16 protein-coding genes and 1 pseudogene are annotated in these 14,809 nt (G+C 71.4%); 6 read left to right on the forward strand and 11 right to left on the reverse strand.

The features are described 5' to 3' along the window. Positions 1-159 precede the first annotated feature (159 nt). The 3 genes from AB5G72_RS02215 to AB5G72_RS02225 all read left to right on the forward strand — a co-directional run bounded on the left by AB5G72_RS02215 (position 160) and on the right by AB5G72_RS02225 (position 3,434). Positions 160-1,143, forward strand: coding sequence for an LLM class flavin-dependent oxidoreductase (locus tag AB5G72_RS02215; protein WP_440220852.1), 984 nt, complete (start codon positions 160-162; stop codon positions 1,141-1,143). 12 nt (positions 1,144-1,155) lie between these two features. Continuing rightward, positions 1,156-1,833, forward strand: coding sequence for a trimeric intracellular cation channel family protein (locus AB5G72_RS02220; RefSeq protein ID WP_440220853.1), 678 nt, complete (start codon positions 1,156-1,158; stop codon positions 1,831-1,833). Between the two features lie 92 nt (positions 1,834-1,925). Continuing rightward, complete coding sequence (locus AB5G72_RS02225; RefSeq protein ID WP_440220854.1) at positions 1,926-3,434, forward strand: glutamine synthetase beta-grasp domain-containing protein; 1,509 nt, start codon at positions 1,926-1,928, stop codon at positions 3,432-3,434. Positions 3,435-3,489: 55 nt separating this feature from the next. On the opposite strand, the gene AB5G72_RS02230 is transcribed toward AB5G72_RS02225, so the two are convergent. From AB5G72_RS02230 to arsB, 3 genes and pseudogenes are all read right to left on the reverse strand, one after another. Beyond that, positions 3,490-3,924: an arsenate reductase ArsC gene (locus AB5G72_RS02230; protein ID WP_440221454.1), complete on the reverse strand. Its 435-nt coding sequence runs from the start codon at positions 3,922-3,924 to the stop codon at positions 3,490-3,492. Further along, positions 3,922-4,326: pseudogene (locus tag AB5G72_RS02235) on the reverse strand (arsenate-mycothiol transferase ArsC); the annotation flags it as partial. The pseudogene AB5G72_RS02235 and the gene AB5G72_RS02230, both read right to left, overlap by 3 nt. After that, complete coding sequence (gene arsB, locus AB5G72_RS02240) at positions 4,323-5,435, reverse strand: ACR3 family arsenite efflux transporter (protein ID WP_067716174.1); 1,113 nt, start codon at positions 5,433-5,435, stop codon at positions 4,323-4,325. The pseudogene AB5G72_RS02235 and the gene arsB, both read right to left, overlap by 4 nt. 97 nt (positions 5,436-5,532) lie before the next feature. Here arsB and AB5G72_RS02245 point away from each other — a divergent pair, with 97 nt between their 5' ends. Next, entirely contained in the window at positions 5,533-5,883 is a 351-nt protein-coding gene (locus tag AB5G72_RS02245; protein WP_067716176.1) for an ArsR/SmtB family transcription factor, read from the forward strand. Here the strand turns inward: AB5G72_RS02245 and AB5G72_RS02250 are convergent. From AB5G72_RS02250 to AB5G72_RS02260, 3 genes are all read right to left on the reverse strand, one after another. Next, positions 5,826-6,641, reverse strand: coding sequence for a Fic/DOC family protein (locus AB5G72_RS02250; protein WP_440220855.1), 816 nt, complete (start codon positions 6,639-6,641; stop codon positions 5,826-5,828). The two genes, AB5G72_RS02245 and AB5G72_RS02250, sit on opposite strands and share 58 nt — an antisense overlap. A 16-nt stretch (positions 6,642-6,657) precedes the next feature. Further along, positions 6,658-6,846: an antitoxin VbhA family protein gene (locus AB5G72_RS02255; protein ID WP_067716182.1), complete on the reverse strand. Its 189-nt coding sequence runs from the start codon at positions 6,844-6,846 to the stop codon at positions 6,658-6,660. Between the two features lie 112 nt (positions 6,847-6,958). Further along, positions 6,959-7,753 carry a phosphatase PAP2 family protein gene (locus AB5G72_RS02260; RefSeq protein ID WP_335672454.1) on the reverse strand — a complete coding sequence of 265 codons (795 nt, stop codon included), beginning with the start codon at positions 7,751-7,753 and terminating at the stop codon, positions 6,959-6,961. 201 nt (positions 7,754-7,954) lie between these two features. Between AB5G72_RS02260 and AB5G72_RS02265 the strand changes: the two genes are divergently transcribed. Further along, complete coding sequence (locus tag AB5G72_RS02265; RefSeq protein ID WP_440220856.1) at positions 7,955-8,872, forward strand: acyl-[acyl-carrier-protein] thioesterase; 918 nt, start codon at positions 7,955-7,957, stop codon at positions 8,870-8,872. Here the strand turns inward: AB5G72_RS02265 and bioD are convergent. Genes bioD through bioB form a run of 4 tightly spaced genes read right to left on the reverse strand, consistent with a single transcriptional unit; the run spans position 8,850 to position 13,474 of the window. Then, entirely contained in the window at positions 8,850-9,686 is an 837-nt protein-coding gene (bioD, locus tag AB5G72_RS02270; protein ID WP_440220857.1) for an ATP-dependent dethiobiotin synthetase BioD, read from the reverse strand. The genes AB5G72_RS02265 and bioD overlap by 23 nt on opposite strands. Next, a complete protein-coding gene (locus AB5G72_RS02275) occupies positions 9,683-10,930 on the reverse strand; it encodes an 8-amino-7-oxononanoate synthase (protein WP_440220858.1) in 1,248 nt (415 codons plus the stop codon). The genes bioD and AB5G72_RS02275 overlap by 4 nt, the downstream gene beginning before the upstream one ends. After that, positions 10,927-12,321, reverse strand: a complete 1,395-nt coding sequence (locus tag AB5G72_RS02280) for an adenosylmethionine--8-amino-7-oxononanoate transaminase (RefSeq protein WP_440220859.1) — start codon at positions 12,319-12,321, stop codon at positions 10,927-10,929. Before AB5G72_RS02280 ends, AB5G72_RS02275 begins: the two co-directional genes overlap by 4 nt. A gap of 1 nt (position 12,322) precedes the next feature. Beyond that, the gene (bioB, locus tag AB5G72_RS02285) at positions 12,323-13,474 is read right to left on the reverse strand and encodes a biotin synthase BioB (protein ID WP_440220860.1); all 1,152 of its coding nucleotides are present in this window, start codon (positions 13,472-13,474) and stop codon (positions 12,323-12,325) included. 106 nt (positions 13,475-13,580) lie between these two features. On the opposite strand from bioB, the gene AB5G72_RS02290 reads away from it, so the two are divergent. Next, the gene (locus AB5G72_RS02290) at positions 13,581-14,117 is read left to right on the forward strand and encodes a TetR family transcriptional regulator (protein ID WP_119193052.1); all 537 of its coding nucleotides are present in this window, start codon (positions 13,581-13,583) and stop codon (positions 14,115-14,117) included. Positions 14,118-14,160: 43 nt separating this feature from the next. Here AB5G72_RS02290 and AB5G72_RS02295 read toward each other — a convergent pair whose 3' ends face one another. Next, the gene (locus AB5G72_RS02295; protein ID WP_007628333.1) at positions 14,161-14,730 is read right to left on the reverse strand and encodes a CAP domain-containing protein; all 570 of its coding nucleotides are present in this window, start codon (positions 14,728-14,730) and stop codon (positions 14,161-14,163) included. Positions 14,731-14,809: the final 79 nt, after the last annotated feature.

Below are 14,809 nucleotides of genomic sequence, written 5' to 3' on the forward strand. Positions count from 1 at the left end.
TTCGTCGTCGTACTTCGTCGCAGTGCTTCGCCGTAGTTCCCTGGACCGACAGGGGGTGGGGAGATCGGTGATCCGTCACCGACATGGGCGGATCGGTAACCTCTGGGCGTGGGCCACCACGGCCCTTAATGCAACGGTGAACGTAGAAAAAGGTGTGTTGTGTCGGTCCCCTTGAGCATCCTCGACCTGGTCTCCATCTCGGAAGGCTCCACCGCGCGTGAGGGCATCGCCGCCTCGATGGAGTCCGCCACACTCGCCGACCGGCTCGGCTACTCGCGCCTGTGGTTCGCCGAGCACCACAACACCCCCAACCTCGCCTCCAGCGCCACGGCGCTGCTCATCTCCCAGGCCGCGTCGGTGACCGAGCGGATCCGCGTCGGCTCCGGCGGCGTCATGCTGCCCAACCACGCCCCGCTCATGGTGGCCGAGCAGTACGGCACCCTCGCCAACATCCACGGCGACCGCATCGACCTGGGCCTCGGCCGCGCGCCCGGCACCGACGGCATGACCGCCCAGGCGCTGAGCCGCTCGTCTGCCGAGCCGCAGGCCTTCGCCCGGCACATCTACGACCTGCAGGGCTGGTTCGGCGAGGAGGGCACGGCGCGGAGCACCCCGATCCTGTCGTCGGTCTCGCAGAACACGGAGGTGCCGATCTGGGTGCTCGGCTCCACCGTCAACGGCGCCTCCATCGCCGGGCAGCTGGGACTGCCGTTCTCGCTGGCCTCCCACTTCGCGCCCGACCAGATCGACGACGCCATCCGCGTCTACCGCGACTCGTTCAGCACCGAGGCGCCCACCGCGCGCATCGACAAGCCCCAGGTGATGGCCGGCATCAACGTCGTCGTCGCCGACACGGACGAGGAGGCGCAGCGGCAGTTCACCACCCTGCAGCAGATGTTCCTCGACCTGCGGGCCGGGCGCAGCCGCAAGATCCAGCCGCCCGTCGACCCGTCGGAGTTCGCCGGCAGCACGCCCGCGATGCTCGAGATCAGCGCCGTCGGCTCGCCCGCGACGGTCAAGGCGCAGCTCGAGCAGTTCGTCGAGCGCACCGACGCCGACGAGCTCATCACCGTCACCTACGCCTACGACCCGGCCGTGCGGAACCGGTCGATCGAACTGCTCGCCGACCTCTGGTTCTCGTAGCGCGCCGAACCCATGGAATTCCTCACCATACTGTTCCTCATCGGTATCACAGCCGAGGCGATGACCGGCGCGCTGGCCGCCGGTCGCGAGCGCATGGACCTGTTCGGGGTGGTGATCGTCGCGTGCGTCACGGCCATCGGCGGTGGCTCGATCCGGGACGTCCTGCTGGGCCACTATCCGCTCATCTGGGTGGAGAATCCGTCCTACCTCGCGCTCGTCGCGCTGGCCGCGGTCGTGACCGTGTTCGTCGCCCCGCTCATGCGGCACTTCAGGGTGCTCTTCCTCGGACTCGACGCACTCGGACTGACCGTCTTCGCGATCTTCGGTGCCCGGATCGCCCTCGAGATGGGCCACGGCGTCGTCATCGCCGTCGCTGCCGCGGTCATCACGGGCGTGTTCGGGGGAGTCATGCGTGACCTGCTGTGCGACCGGGTGCCGCTCGTGTTCCGGCACGAGTTGTACGCCAGTGTCGCCATCCTGGCCGCGCTCGTCTACGTGGGTCTCGCGGCTGCGGGCGTCCCGGAGAACTGGGGCGCGGCGATCACTCTGGTCGTGGGGTTCGGTCTGCGAGTGGCCGCGATCCGCTTCAGACTCTCACTACCGGTGTTCGACTACCAGGAGATCGAGCACCGTCGACCCGGACGTCGTCGGCACCGCTGGAGCCGGGTCTCGTCTAGAGAGCTGGACTGACACATCGGGCTCGTCAACGACGGCGCGTCCCCGGCCGCGCGGACGCCCGGTCGACCGGAGGCGCCCGGGCCCCGCCGCTGGTAGAACGGGGCATGGCCATCGACGCACTGGAACCCCACCCGCTCGTCCGACTACTCGGCACACCGACGGCCGACTTCACCGCCGCCGACCTCGTGCGGGCCGCCGAACAGCTCGAGCTGAGCCAGGTCAACCTCCGCTACGTCGGCGGCGACGGCCGGCTCAAGACCCTCGCCTTCCCCATCAACTCGCGCGAGCACCTCCACGAGGTGCTCACCCGCGGCGAGCGGGTGGACGGCTCGAGCGTCTTCCCCGGCACCGACACCGAGGCCAGCGACGTCTACATCGTCCCGCGCCACCGCACCGCCTTCCTCAACCCCTTCGGCGAGCGGACCTCCCTCGACGTGCTCTGCTCGTTCTATGCTCCCGACGGCACGCCGCTGCCCTACGCGCGCGAGCAGGTCGTGCGCCGCGCCGCTGAGGTGTTGACACGGGAGACCGGCATGACGCTCGAGGCGTTCGGTGAGCTGGAGTATTACCTCGCCGCCGAGCCCGAGCCGATCTACCCCGTCGAGTCCGAACGCGGCTACCAGGAGTCGGCGCCCTTCTCCAAGCACGAGCGGGTCCGCGAGCAGGTGCTGGGGCACCTGCGCGAGATGGGGGTCGCGATGAAGTACGTCCACGGCGAGGTCGGCAACATCTTGGAGGACGACCGACAGCTGGTCCAGCACGAGATCGAACTCCAGCCCGTCCCCCTGGAGCAGGCCGCCGACGGCATCGTCCTGACCAAGTGGGTGGTGCGTCAGGTCGCCTACGCCCACGGCCTCGAGGCGACCTTCGCCCCGCTGGTGAGCGGCGACGGCGCGGGCAACGGACTGCACATCCACAGCCGCCTGGTGCGCGACGGCACCAACGTCATCGTCGACGACGCCGGCATCACCGACACCGCGCGCAGACTGATCGCCGGCTACCTCTCGGCCGCCCGGGCACTGTCCGCGTTCGGCAACACCGTCCCCACCTCCTACCTGCGGTTCGCCGAGGGCGACGAGTCGCCCGAGGACATCTGCTGGGGGATGCAGGACCGTACCGGCCTGGTCCGGGTCCCGCTGGCCTGGGGCGGCGACGTCCTGGCCGACATGGTCGCCCACGCCAACCCCGGCAGCTCCGAGCCGATCCCCGAGCCCGCCACGCACCCCCAGACCGTCGAGTTCCGGCTCGGCGACGGCTCAGCCGACGTGCACCTGCTCCTGGCGGGCATGGCAGTGGCGGCCAGGCGCGGGCTCGACGACCCGGGCAGCCTGGAGCAGGCCGAGCGCCTCAACGCCGACGTCGGCGAGGACTTCGAGACCCTGCCCACCTCGTGCGCGGAGTCGGCCGACGTGCTGGAGGCCGAGCGAGAGATGTTCGAGGCCGACGGTGTGTTCCCCGCCGCGCTCATCGACTCGGTGCTCGCGGGGCTACGCGGTGATGACGACGACGAGGTGGGCGACTCCGGAAACGGCGACGACGACGAGGTGGGCGACTCCGGAAACGGCGACGCCGACCGGGAGGAGCTCATCCGCCGTCACTGGCACGTCGGCTGAAACCGCCCGGTCGGCGAGGTGGCCCGGGGGAGCGGGCCTGCCCCCTGCCCGTCCGCTACGACTCGGTCTCGAGCAGTTCGGAGATCAGCGCGCTGACCCGCCGCTTGATCGCGTCACGGATCGGCCGGACGGCCTCGATTCCCTGGCCCGCCGGGTCCGCCAGCTCCCAGTCCTCGTACCGCTTGCCGGGGAAGACCGGGCACGCATCGCCGCAGCCCATGGTGATGACCACGTCGGACGCGCGGACGGCGTCGGTGGTGAGGACCTTCGGCGTGGCCGAGGTGATGTCGACGCCGTCCTCGGCCATCGCCTCGACGGCGACCGGGTTGATCTGATCCTTGGGTGCCGACCCGGCCGACAGGACGTCGACTCGTCCTCCGGCCAGGTGGGACAGGTAGCCGGCGGCCATCTGGGAGCGCCCGGCGTTGTGGACGCAGACGAACAGCACCCGGGGCCTGGTGTCGACGAGGTCGGCGAGCAGGGCGCGCACGCGACGATCGATGTCGTCGCGGACCAGACGCATCCGCTCCATGCCCTCGATGCCCCGGTGCGACGGCTCGTCGGTGCGCCAGATTTCGAGCGCGCTGACCTCGTCGTCGTCGATCTCCCCGGCGGCCTCGTCGCCCAGGACGATCACCCGGTCCACCTGTCGCACCAGGTCGGGGTCGACGGCCGTGGGGGTCTCGCCGGACATGTCGGCGCCGACCTCGGCGACCGCCTCCGCGGCGAGCGCGTTGACCGCCGAGCCGGGCGCGGTGCCCGCCGAATGGACTGCGACGGCGTCGCCAGCGTGCAGGCGCATGAGCGCCGCCGCCATCTGGGATTTGCCGCCGTTCTTCACGCACACGAACAGAACGCTGGGGACGTGATGCGCCTGCTGCTCCCCGGTCATGAGCGGGTCCCGGTCACCGAACGATCGGGCAGGGTCGGGTCGCCCGGGAAGAGTCTCGGTCCGGCCCACAGGGCGACGTAGACGAGCCCGATGAGGACCGGGACCTCGATGAGCGGCCCGACCACGCCCGCGAGGGCCTGGCCGGACGCAATGCCGAAGGTGCCGATCGACACCGCGATCGCCAGTTCGAAGTTGTTGCCCGACGCGGTGAAGGCCACGCTGGTCGACTTCGCGTAGTTCAACCCCACCGCCCGCGAGGCGAACAGGCTGACGAGGAACATGAGGACGAAGTACAGCAGGAGGGGCACGGCCATCCGCGCCACGTCGAGCGGCTGGGAGGTGATGGCATCGCCCTGCATGGCGAACAGCAACACGATCGTGAACAGCAGCCCGTACAGGGCCCACGGGCCGATCCGGGGGAGGAACGTCTCCTCGTACCACTCCCGGCCCTTGGCCCGCTCACCGAACACTCGGGTGAGGAAGCCGGCCAACAGCGGGATACCGAGGAACACCAGCACCGAGAGCACGATCGCCCACACCGAGAACTCGGCCGTCGTGGTCTCCAGCCCCAGCCAGGAGGGCAGAAGCTGGAGGTAGAACCAGCCCAGGGCGCCGAACGCCACGACCTGGAACACCGAGTTGATCGCCACCAGCACCGCCGCGGCCTCCCGGTCGCCGCAGGCCAGGTCGTTCCAGATGAACACCATGGCGATGCAGCGGGCCAGGCCCACGATGATCAGCCCGGTACGGAACTCCGGCAGGTCGGGTAGGAAGACCCACGCGAGGGTGAACATGAACGCCGGACCGGCGATCCAGTTGAGGAACAGCGACAGCGTGAGCAGTTTCCGGTCACCGGTGACCCGGTGGGTCTCGTCGTAACGGACCTTCGCGAGGACCGGGTACATCATCACCAACAGGCCGATGGCGATCGGGACGGAGATCCCGCCGATCTTCACCGAATCCAGCGCTCGGTCTAGGCCGGGGATGAACCGTCCGAGCAGTAGCCCGACGGCCATCGCCGTGAGGATCCAGAGGGCCAGCCAGCGGTCGAGGAACGACATCTTCTTGGCGACCGGTGCCACGCCGGGCCCGGTCATCATGGTGCTCATCCGGGGGAACGTCCTTAGATCGATGATTGTCTATGGGGAGGCTAGGCTGACATATCGGTGAGTGTCAATGTATCTTCGGGGTCAGGTGAGGTGGACGATGACAACAGTGGAACCCGGCCTGTCGGCGCCGGTGCAGGACGCGTGTTGCTCGATGTCGGCGGGGCCGGTGGACGCTCCCACCGCCGAGCGGATGTCGGCGCGACTCAAGGCGCTCGCGGACCCGATGCGGCTGCGCCTGTTGTCGCATATCGCGGCTCAGGGGTGTGACTCGGTGTGCGCGTGCGACCTCCTCGAAGTGGTCGACATCAGCCAGCCGACGATCAGCCACCATCTCAAGAAGCTCGTCGAGGCCGGGTTGCTGGTCCGCGAGCAGCGCGGCAAGTGGGCGCACTACTCGGTGGTGCGCGAGTCCTTCGACGACCTGCGCAGCTTCCTCGACCTGTCCTGACCGGGCGCGACGACGCGGTGGGGAGCCGGGTGGGGAGCCCTGGCGACAGTCAGTAGCCCAGGGCAGCCGTAGGGCGTGATGACCGCGGCCCTGTGGTGCTCGCGCATGGCGCGGAAGTGCGCGGAGGAGTCGAGCAGCGAGCGGTTGCCCAGGGTGGTGGCCAGGCGGCCCTCGGCGAGCTCGGTGGCCGGGTGGACGGCGTGTCTGAGCTGGTCGGCGAGGTAGTCCGGCCGCCCGTACACCGACATGTGACGGGCGGCGTGGGCCGCTGAGGCGTCGATGCCGGCCCAGTTGACGGCCCACCCGGCGTGGCGGAACATCTGGTCGAAGAAGACTCGCTGCGTGCGACTGTTCCCGTCGCGGAACGGGTGTACGAGGGTGAGCTCGGACCAGTGCCCGGCGATGGTGTCGGTGGCCGCGTCGGGGTCGGTGGTGCTGGGCGGTCGCGTGGAGATCTGCCGGAAGACCCGGTCGAGCTCGTCGGGCAGGAACTGCGGGCGGGCATGAGGGATGCCGAGGGCGCGGGTGTCGACGGTGCGGAGCTCGCCGGCCCAGTCGAAGATGTCCTGGAGGATGTAGCGGTGGATCGCGCGGAGGTGCTCGAAATCGAATCGACCCTCCAGCGGGCTGAGTTCCAGTTCCACGACCCGGAAGAAGGCCAGGTCGCGCTCGTATTCCGCCAGCTCGGCGGGGTCGGAGATGCCCAGCCGGTTACGCAGAACCCCCGAGGGTTCCTTGTACGGATCTCGGGGGTTCATGGGCGTGAGGGCAGCGTCAGGGAGCGGTGCGCTCACGCACCGCGGCGCGGATCTCGGCGAGAGCCCGGTCGCGGGTGAGGAGCCCGTCGGCGAACCGGCGGGTGATCTCGAGGGCCTCGGGTGACGGCTCCATGCCGGCCATGCGATGGCCGGCGGCGGCTCCTGCGAGTGCCTGGTCGGTGGTCGGGCGGATGCGGGTGGCCACACAGTCTCCTTGCGTCGACGTGCAGCCGATTCTACCTGCTCAGCGGCACTGAAGGGCATCTGTGACCCGAACTGTGCGGCGGGACCTCGACGGTGATGGGGGTGGCCGGCACTCAGCGCTCCCGACGGGGTGTTCGGGCGAGCAGATCGGTACCGCCGCCCCGCCGGTGGTGCCACGCCTCGATGCGATCCAGGACGATGCGATCCAGGACCATGACGACCACCGCGACCCACAGCACGGATACGCACCAGCCCGCGATCACGTCGCTCGGGTAGTGGACTCCCAGGTACATCCGCGAGACCCCGACGGCGAGCACGTACACCGCCCCCGCGACCACGGCCCTCCACCTCCACCGCGTCCCCCAGGCCAGGACCACCAGCGACGCCGCGAGCGCCATGCTGGCCATCGCATGGCCGCTCGGGAACGAGTAGGAGTTCTCCGTGACGAGGTGTTCCCAGAAATCGGGCCGGGACCGCTGGAAGACCGATTTGAGCGCGGTGTTGAGCAGTGTCGATCCGACGACCGCCGCCGCCAGCAGCGTGGCGTTCCGCCGGGAGTCGCGGCACCACAGTGCCACCGCCGCTCCGGTCGCAGCCACCGGGACCACGACGATCCCCCCGAGCAGCGTCACCGCCTCCATCACCGCCGTGAGCGAGGGGGTCGACACCGAATGAAGCCACAGCATCACCGGTCGGTCGAAGGGGAAGATCTCCTGCTCGGCCACGTCCTCCGCGAGCAGGACGAAGAACAGGAGTGGGACGACGAAGGCGAGCCCGGCCACCGCGAGAGCCGACACCGATCTGCGTACCAGGCTCCGGCCGACGAGGTTCCCGTCCCGGTCGGTTCCCCGGTCGGCCACCGGCTCGACTTCCGGGTCGGCTTCTGGGCCGGTGTTGTCAGACGTCACGCTGACCAGCCTAGGGAGGTTCACCGAGAGCACTCGGATCGGACGAGCCCGGATCGGCGCGAGCGAGTGCTCCCGCCACGGCCCGTTGATCGGTACTCTGCTCTCACCACCGCCCGAGCTCACCCGCACAGCGGTCCGCCGCTCTGTGTGCCCGGTGGCCGGCGAGCTGTGGTGCTCGACGGTGTGGAAGGGGTCCCTCGAATGGACGATCTCGATCGGGGTGCGTCAATGCACGCCCTTGAACCGCCGCCCTCGCCGGAGGCGGGATTCTCCACTCGCCGGCGGGTGCGGACGGGCGACGTCGATCCCCAGCGCAGGCTCCGGCTGGACAGCGTCGCCCGCTACCTCCAGGACATCGCCGCGGACAACCTCGACGCCACCGGTCATGCCCGGACCGACCCGTTCTGGATCGTGCGCCGAACCGTGATCGACGTGATCGAACCGATCTCGTGGCCGGCCACCGTCGGACTCCAGCGGTGGTGCTCCGGCCTGTCCAGCCGGTGGGCGAACATGCGCGTGCGGCTGACCGTCGAGGACTCCGAGGCCTCCGAGGACCCTGAGGGCCCCGACGGCATGCCAGCACCCGGCACCGCGGCACCCGGCCCCCCGACTGCCCGTGGCGGGCTGGTGGAGACCGAGGCGTTCTGGATCAACGTCACCGCGGCCGGGTTGCCCGCCCGGATCAGCGACTCCGGCATGGCCAGCCTGGCCGGCACCACCGACATCCACCGCCTCCGGTGGGCCGGCCTGACGCAGGACTGCCCACCTGAGCGGCCCGGCGAGCCGCAGGACAGGCCGCACCTCCTGCGCAGCACCGACTTCGACCCGCTGCAGCATGTCAACAACGCCGCGTACCTGGCGGTGGTCGAAGACGAACTCCTCCAGCACCCTGATCTGCTGCAGCGTCCTCACCGGGTCGTCATCGAGTACCTCCGCCCGGTGACACCGGGGGCGACGATGACCGTCCGGCGCCGGCGCGCGGGGGACCTGCTCGAGCTGTGGTTGATGGTCGACGGCGTCGTGGCTGCCGCCGTCCTTGTCACCCCGATTCCCGACGCCTCCGCCAGCCCCGCCTCCGCCAGCCCCACCGCCTCCGTCAGGTACCGACCGCAGGAGTGACCTGCGCGCTGGGGTCGTCCCGCCGGAGGGCGGTCACCGGCCCCGACTCGAACCACCCCGGTGCGCGCCGCCCGAACTCGGCCTGCGACAGCGCCCCTGCACCCGCGGGCACCCGGCCGAGCACCGGAACCCCGGTCAGGCGGGGCAGATCCTCGAGGTTGCAGCGCTCGGCGAGGTCCGGGTCGGCCGGCCAGGACCCGATGACGATCCCCGCGCACCGCAGACCCGCCGCCTCGATCGCGCGGACGGTGAGCTCGGTGTCCGACAGCGTGCCCAGTCCGGCCCTCGCGACCACGACCACCGGGGCGTCGAGCGACCGCGCGAGGTCGAGGACGGTGAGGTCGGTGCCGAGCCGAACGAGCACCCCGCCGGCGCCCTCGACCAGATCCAGGCGCCCGCGTGCAGGTCCGGAGGTCGCCGGGGCGTTGGGCACCGACCCGCCGGGCGCGCGGAGCCACGCGCGGATCGGATCGATCAACTCGGGCAGCGTGGACTGCGGCAGGCCGGCGACGCGGGCGGCGGTCTCGGGCGCCAGCGGATCGGGCAGCCGACGGACCTCCAGCACCCGCCGCACACCGGACAGGCGCGCGGCCTCGTGGGCGTCGCCCGGCTCGCCCGGGCCCAGCCCCGTCTGGATCGGCTTGCAGATCCCCACGTCCAGGCCCTCCGACAGGCCGTGGGCGGCCAGCGCGGCGGTGGCGACGGTCTTGCCCACGTCCGTGCCGGTGCCGGTGATGACGATCGGCGCCGGGGCGGCCGGGGATGCGGAGCCGGGCGAACCCGGCAGGGACGCGGAGGCGAACGAGGTGGTCATGCGCGGGCCCCCTCGAGCCGCGCGGCCGCGCCAACCGGGTGACCGTGCTCGCCCAACACCTGCGACAGCACGTCGCTCGCCCGCGCGAGGTCGGCGCCGGAGAGGTCCGCCCGGGCGGTGAGGCGCAGCCGCGCGGTGCCCTCGGGAACCGACGGCGGGCGGAAGCACCCCACCCGGACGCCCAGCTCGAGGCACCTGCCGGCGGCGGAGACCGCGCGGGCGGGGTCGCCGAGGATCACCGACACCACCGCCGAGCGTGGCTGCTCGGCGCCGGTGACCGCGGCCAGGTGCTCGGCCACCCCCACCACGCGCGAGGCGAGCCCGGGGTCGCGGCGCAGGACGCCGAGGGCTGCGCGGGCCGCGCCCACCGCGGCGGGGGCGAGGCCGGTGTCAAAGATGAAGGTGCGCGCGCTGCTGATGAGGTGCTCGCGCACCCGCTCGGACGCCAGGACCACCCCGCCCTGCGACCCGAGCGCCTTGGACAGCGTCGCCGTGACGACCACGTCCTCGTGCCTGCTCAACCCCAGTTCGTCCACGAGCCCCCGCCCGCGGTCGCCGCGCACGCCGAGGCCGTGGGCCTCGTCGACCAGCAGGACCGCGCCGTGCGCGCGGGAGGCGCCGTGCAATGCGAGCAGGGGAGCCAGCTCACCGTCGGCGCTGTACACCGAGTCGGTGACGACCAGCGCGCGCTCCTCGGTGCGCTCGGCCAGGGCCCGGGCCACCGCGCCGACGTCCCCCCGGTCGACGACGACGACGCGGGCCCTCGCGAGCCGGCACGCGTCCACGAGCGAGGCGTGCGAGCCACCGTCGGAGACGATGAGCGATCCCCGCCCGGACAGCGCCACCACGGCGCCGAGGTTGGCGGTGTACCCGGAGGAGAACACCAGCGCGGCGGGCTTGCCAGTGAACTCGGCGAGCTCGTCCTCGAGCGCCAGATGCTCCTCCGTCGTGCCGGTGACCAGCCTTGATCCCGTCGCGCCCGCACCCCAGCGGCGTGTCGCCGCCACGGCGGCGTCCACGACCTCGGGGTGCCGCCCCAGCCCGAGGTAGTCGTTGGAGGCGAGGTCGATCACGCCGTCCTCGGCCGCGCGGGGGGACAGCACCCGCCGCACATGCCGGGCGGCCCGGTCGGCGGTGGCGTCGTCGAGCCAGTCCAGCGCGGGGGAGCGGTCGGGCGCGCGGTTCAGGTCGGGCTCGGGGTTCAGGACGGGCGTTGCCCCGACCGGTGAGCTCTGCCCGATCATCGGCCCGCTCCCGCCGCTGCAGCCCCGGCCACCGCCGCCGCACAGATCCGATCGATCTCGTCATCCGTAGAGGTGTACGGCGGCATCGTGTAGATGAGATCGCGGAAAGGGCGTAGCCACACGCCGTGCGAGGTGATCGCTGTTGTCGTCGTCGTCATCTCCACCGACGCGGCCAGCTGGATCACCCCGATCGCCCCGAGCACCCGCACGTCCACCACACCGGGCACGTCGAGCGCGGGCGCCAGCCCGTGGCGCAGGCGCGCCTCGATGCGTGGCACGTCGCGCCGCCACCCGCCGGCCTCCACCAGGTCCAGCGACGCGCACGCCACCGCGCACGCCAGCGGATTGCCCATGAACGTCGGCCCGTGCGCCAGGCCCCCCGCCTCACCGGCGCTGATGACCTCGGCCACCCGGTCGGTGGTGAGCGTCGCGGCGAGGGTGAGATACCCGCCGGTCAGGGCCTTGCCCACGCACATCACGTCCGGTGCGACGCCCGCGTGGTCGGCAGCCCACAGCTCACCGGTGCGGCCGAAGCCGGTGGCGATCTCGTCGAAGATGAGCAGCGTGCCCGTCTCGTCGGCCAACCGGCGCAGGTCGCGCAGGTAACCGGGGTGGTGGAAGCGCATCCCGCCCGCGCCCTGGACCACCGGCTCGACGATGATCCCCGCCAGCTCGTCGGCGCTCCTCCGGATCACCCGCTCGAGCTCGGCGACGTAAGCGGGGTCGTAGTCGGCGGGCGGAGCGGGCGCGAAGACCTGCTCGGCCACCACGCCGCGCCACATCGAGTGCATGCCGCCGTCGGCGTCGCACACACTCATGGGCGACAGGGTGTCGCCGTGGTAGCCGCCGCGCCACGTCGCCAGCCGGGTGCGTTCGGGGCGGCCGAGCGAGCGCTGGTACTGGATCGCCATCTTCGCGGCCACCTCTACGGACACAGAACCCGAGTCCGCGAGGAACACCTTGTTCAGCTCGCCCGGCGCCATGCGGGCGAGTCGGGTCGCCAGTTCGACGGCCGGCGCGTGCGTGAGCCCGCCGAACATCACGTGACTCATCGTGTCGACCTGGCGGTGCGCGGCCGCATCGAGGTGCGGGTGCCGGTAGCCGTGGATGGCCGCCCACCACGAGCTCATCCCGTCGATGAGCTCGCGCCCGTCCGCCAGCCGCAGCCGGACCCCCGAGGCGGAGACGACCGGCAGCGGCTCTGTGCTCGCGGGAAACCCGCCGTAGGGGTGCCAGACGTGCTCGGCGTCGGCGGCGAGCAGCGCGGTGGTGGCGTCCTGCCCGGCGTCGGCGGCCAGCATCGCCGCGGCGTCGTCCGGGGTGGAGGGGGAGGAGGGAGTGTCGACGACGACGAGGTCCCGGGCACCGGGAGAGTGGACCGAGGCGGACATGTCAGGCGTTCGCGGGCTCGCTGGTGCCGGCCCCGCGGGTGCGGATGGCCACCTTTTTGTCCCGCCCGGTGGCGGCGACGGGCGTGGCCGGCCCGGCGGCATTCGCGGGCGCGTTCGCGGTGGCGGCCTCCACCGTCCCGTCCCCGGTGTCCCCGGCCAGGTGGTCCATCTGGAGGACCTCGAGGCCGGCGTCGGCGATCATCTGGAGGTCCTCGCCGCCGGGCTGGCCCTCGCTGGTGAGGTAGTCGCCGAGGAACAGCGAGTTGGCCACGTAGAGGCCCATGCCCTGGAGGTAGCCGAGGTGTCGTTCGCGGCCGGCGGCCATCCGGATCTCGGTGTCGGGGGCGACGAAGCGGACCATCGCGAGGATGCGCAGGCAGTCGCGCGGGTTGAGGGTGTCCACGCCCTCGAGCGGGGTGCCGTCGAAGGGCAGCAGGAAGTTGACCGGGATCGAGTCGACTCCCTTGGCGCGCAGGTCGAAGGCGAGCTCGACGAGCTGGTCGTGCGTCTCACCCATGCCCGCGATGAAGCCCGAGCACGCCGAGAGTCCGGCGCCGTGGGCCTGGGCGACCGTGTGCTCCCGGTCGGCGTAGGTGTGGGTGGTGCAGATGTCCTCGTAATGACTCTCGGCCGTGTTGAGGTTGTGGTTGTAGGCGTCGGCGCCGCTGGAGCACAGCTTCTCCGCCTGGCCATCCTTCAGTGCACCCAGGCAGGCGCACACCTCGACGCCCGGGGTGTCGGACTTGATGGCCTCGATGATGTCGGAGACCTTGCCGACCTCGCGATTGCTGGGTCCGGTGCCGCTGGCGACCAGGCACACGCGGGAGGCGCCGGCCGCGATGCCCGCCTTGGCCGCGGTGACGGCCTCCTCGGTGTTGAGCCAGGTGTAGCGCAGGATGCCGGCGGTGGAGTTGAGCCGCTGCGAGCAGTAGAAGCAGTCCTCCGGGCACAGGCCGCTCTTGAGGTTGACCAGGTAGTTGACCTTGACCTTGTTGCCGAAGTGCTGGAACCGCAGCCGGGACGCGGCCGCGACCACCTCCATGAGCTCGGAGTCCGGGGACCGGAGCACGGCGAGGGCGTCCGCCGCGGTGACGACTCCGCCGTCGAGTACGTGATCCGCGAGCTCGTGCCAGCGGGGGGTCGTGATGGCCATGGTTCCTCCTGAACGCCGTTCATTGAACGCCGTTCAAGCTAGCGCACGGTCGTCGACTTGTACAGCGTTCAGGAGAGGGTTGTGTCGGCCGGTAGGATCGGCGCCCGTGGCCCTGACAAAGACGGCGGTCGTCGACACCGCCCTGGAACTGCTCCGCGAGTCGGGGCTACCCGGCATGTCGATGCGCACGTTGGCGACCCGGCTGGGGGTCCAACCGAGCGCGCTGTACTGGCACGTTCCGTCCAAGCAGGCGCTGCTCACGGTCGTCGCGGAGCGCATCCTGGCGACGATGGGTCCCGTCGGGGAGGGGAACTCGGCCGCCGACGAACTACGGGCGGTGGGTCAGGCGCTGCGCGCGGCCGTCACGGGCGTTCCGGACGGCGCCGAGATCGTGGCGCTGGGTCTGGCGGCGGGTGCGGTGAATCCGGTCGCCGAGGTGGTCGAGGCGGCGTGCTCCCGCCACGGACTCGAGGGCCGCGCGCCGGGGTTGACCACGGCCCTGACGGGCTACGTGGTGGGCCTGAGCCTGGAGGAACAGACCCACCACAACCTCACGGTCGCCGACCCCGCGACGCCGACGGTCGAGTTCGATCGGCGCTTCCGGCAGGGTCTCGACGCGATGCTCGCCGGCGTCCAGGCCTGACGACTCCCATCGAGAAGAGCGTCCGGGGCGGGGGCTGGGCGCTTCAGTAGCGGGCGAAGACCTGGGTGGCATAGAGCTTGCCGTCCGCGGCCACCGCGGCGCCGACGCCCATCGAGGTGTGGCCCGGGTTGAGCAGGTTCACGCGGTGGCCGGGGGAGGCCATCCACTGGTCCACCAGCTGCTGCGGGGTGGCGTGCGCGTAGTTCTGCAGCACGTTCTCGCCGTAGTGGCCCCACCCGGCGGGGATCTGCGCGCCCACGTCCGGGTTGTGGAACATGCGGTTCTGCGCGGCCTGCGTGCCGCTCCAGTTGGTGGCCACCGCGGTGAGGCCGCCGTTGACGGCGAGAGGGGCGAGGCCGTGTGCGGTGCGGGCGGCGTTGGTGGCGCCCTCGAGCTGGGCCCGGTACTCGGCGGAGGCGGGGTCGATCGTCGGCGCGGTGCCGGCGGGGGCGGGGTTGGCGAAACCGATCGTCAGGCCCGGGAGGTGGATCTGGGGCAGCTGGATCTGCGGCGCCTGGGCCGAGGCCTGCGGGGCCGCGTTCAGGGCGAGGGTGGCGGAAGCCGCGGCGGCCAGGATCAGGCCACGACGCAGGTGCTGGAGGGCTCGGGTCACGAGTGTCGGTAACTTTCGGGTGCTGGGGACCCGACTGTCGGGTCGCCGAGCGCAACGGTAGGAACCGGCTCCAGCCCTA

The organism is Dietzia sp. MNB45 (assembly GCF_051994785.1).
Taxonomy (GTDB): Bacteria; Actinomycetota; Actinomycetes; order Mycobacteriales; family Mycobacteriaceae; genus Dietzia; species Dietzia kunjamensis.

Excerpts from the sequence above, each read along its gene's own strand:
- AB5G72_RS02265 (WP_440220856.1), top strand. The coding sequence starts at position 7,955 with ATGGACGATCTCGATCGGGGTGCGTCAATGCACGCCCTTGAACCGCCG.
- AB5G72_RS02245 (WP_067716176.1), top strand. The coding sequence starts at position 5,533 with ATGACAACAGTGGAACCCGGCCTGTCGGCGCCGGTGCAGGACGCGTGT.
- AB5G72_RS02225 (WP_440220854.1), top strand. The coding sequence starts at position 1,926 with ATGGCCATCGACGCACTGGAACCCCACCCGCTCGTCCGACTACTCGGC.
- arsB (WP_067716174.1), bottom strand. The coding sequence starts at position 5,435 with ATGAGCACCATGATGACCGGGCCCGGCGTGGCACCGGTCGCCAAGAAG.
- AB5G72_RS02250 (WP_440220855.1), bottom strand. The coding sequence starts at position 6,641 with ATGAACCCCCGAGATCCGTACAAGGAACCCTCGGGGGTTCTGCGTAAC.
- AB5G72_RS02275 (WP_440220858.1), bottom strand. The coding sequence starts at position 10,930 with ATGATCGGGCAGAGCTCACCGGTCGGGGCAACGCCCGTCCTGAACCCC.
- AB5G72_RS02220 (WP_440220853.1), top strand. The coding sequence starts at position 1,156 with ATGGAATTCCTCACCATACTGTTCCTCATCGGTATCACAGCCGAGGCG.
- AB5G72_RS02280 (WP_440220859.1), bottom strand. The coding sequence starts at position 12,321 with ATGTCCGCCTCGGTCCACTCTCCCGGTGCCCGGGACCTCGTCGTCGTC.
- bioB (WP_440220860.1), bottom strand. The coding sequence starts at position 13,474 with ATGGCCATCACGACCCCCCGCTGGCACGAGCTCGCGGATCACGTACTC.
- bioD (WP_440220857.1), bottom strand. The coding sequence starts at position 9,686 with ATGACCACCTCGTTCGCCTCCGCGTCCCTGCCGGGTTCGCCCGGCTCC.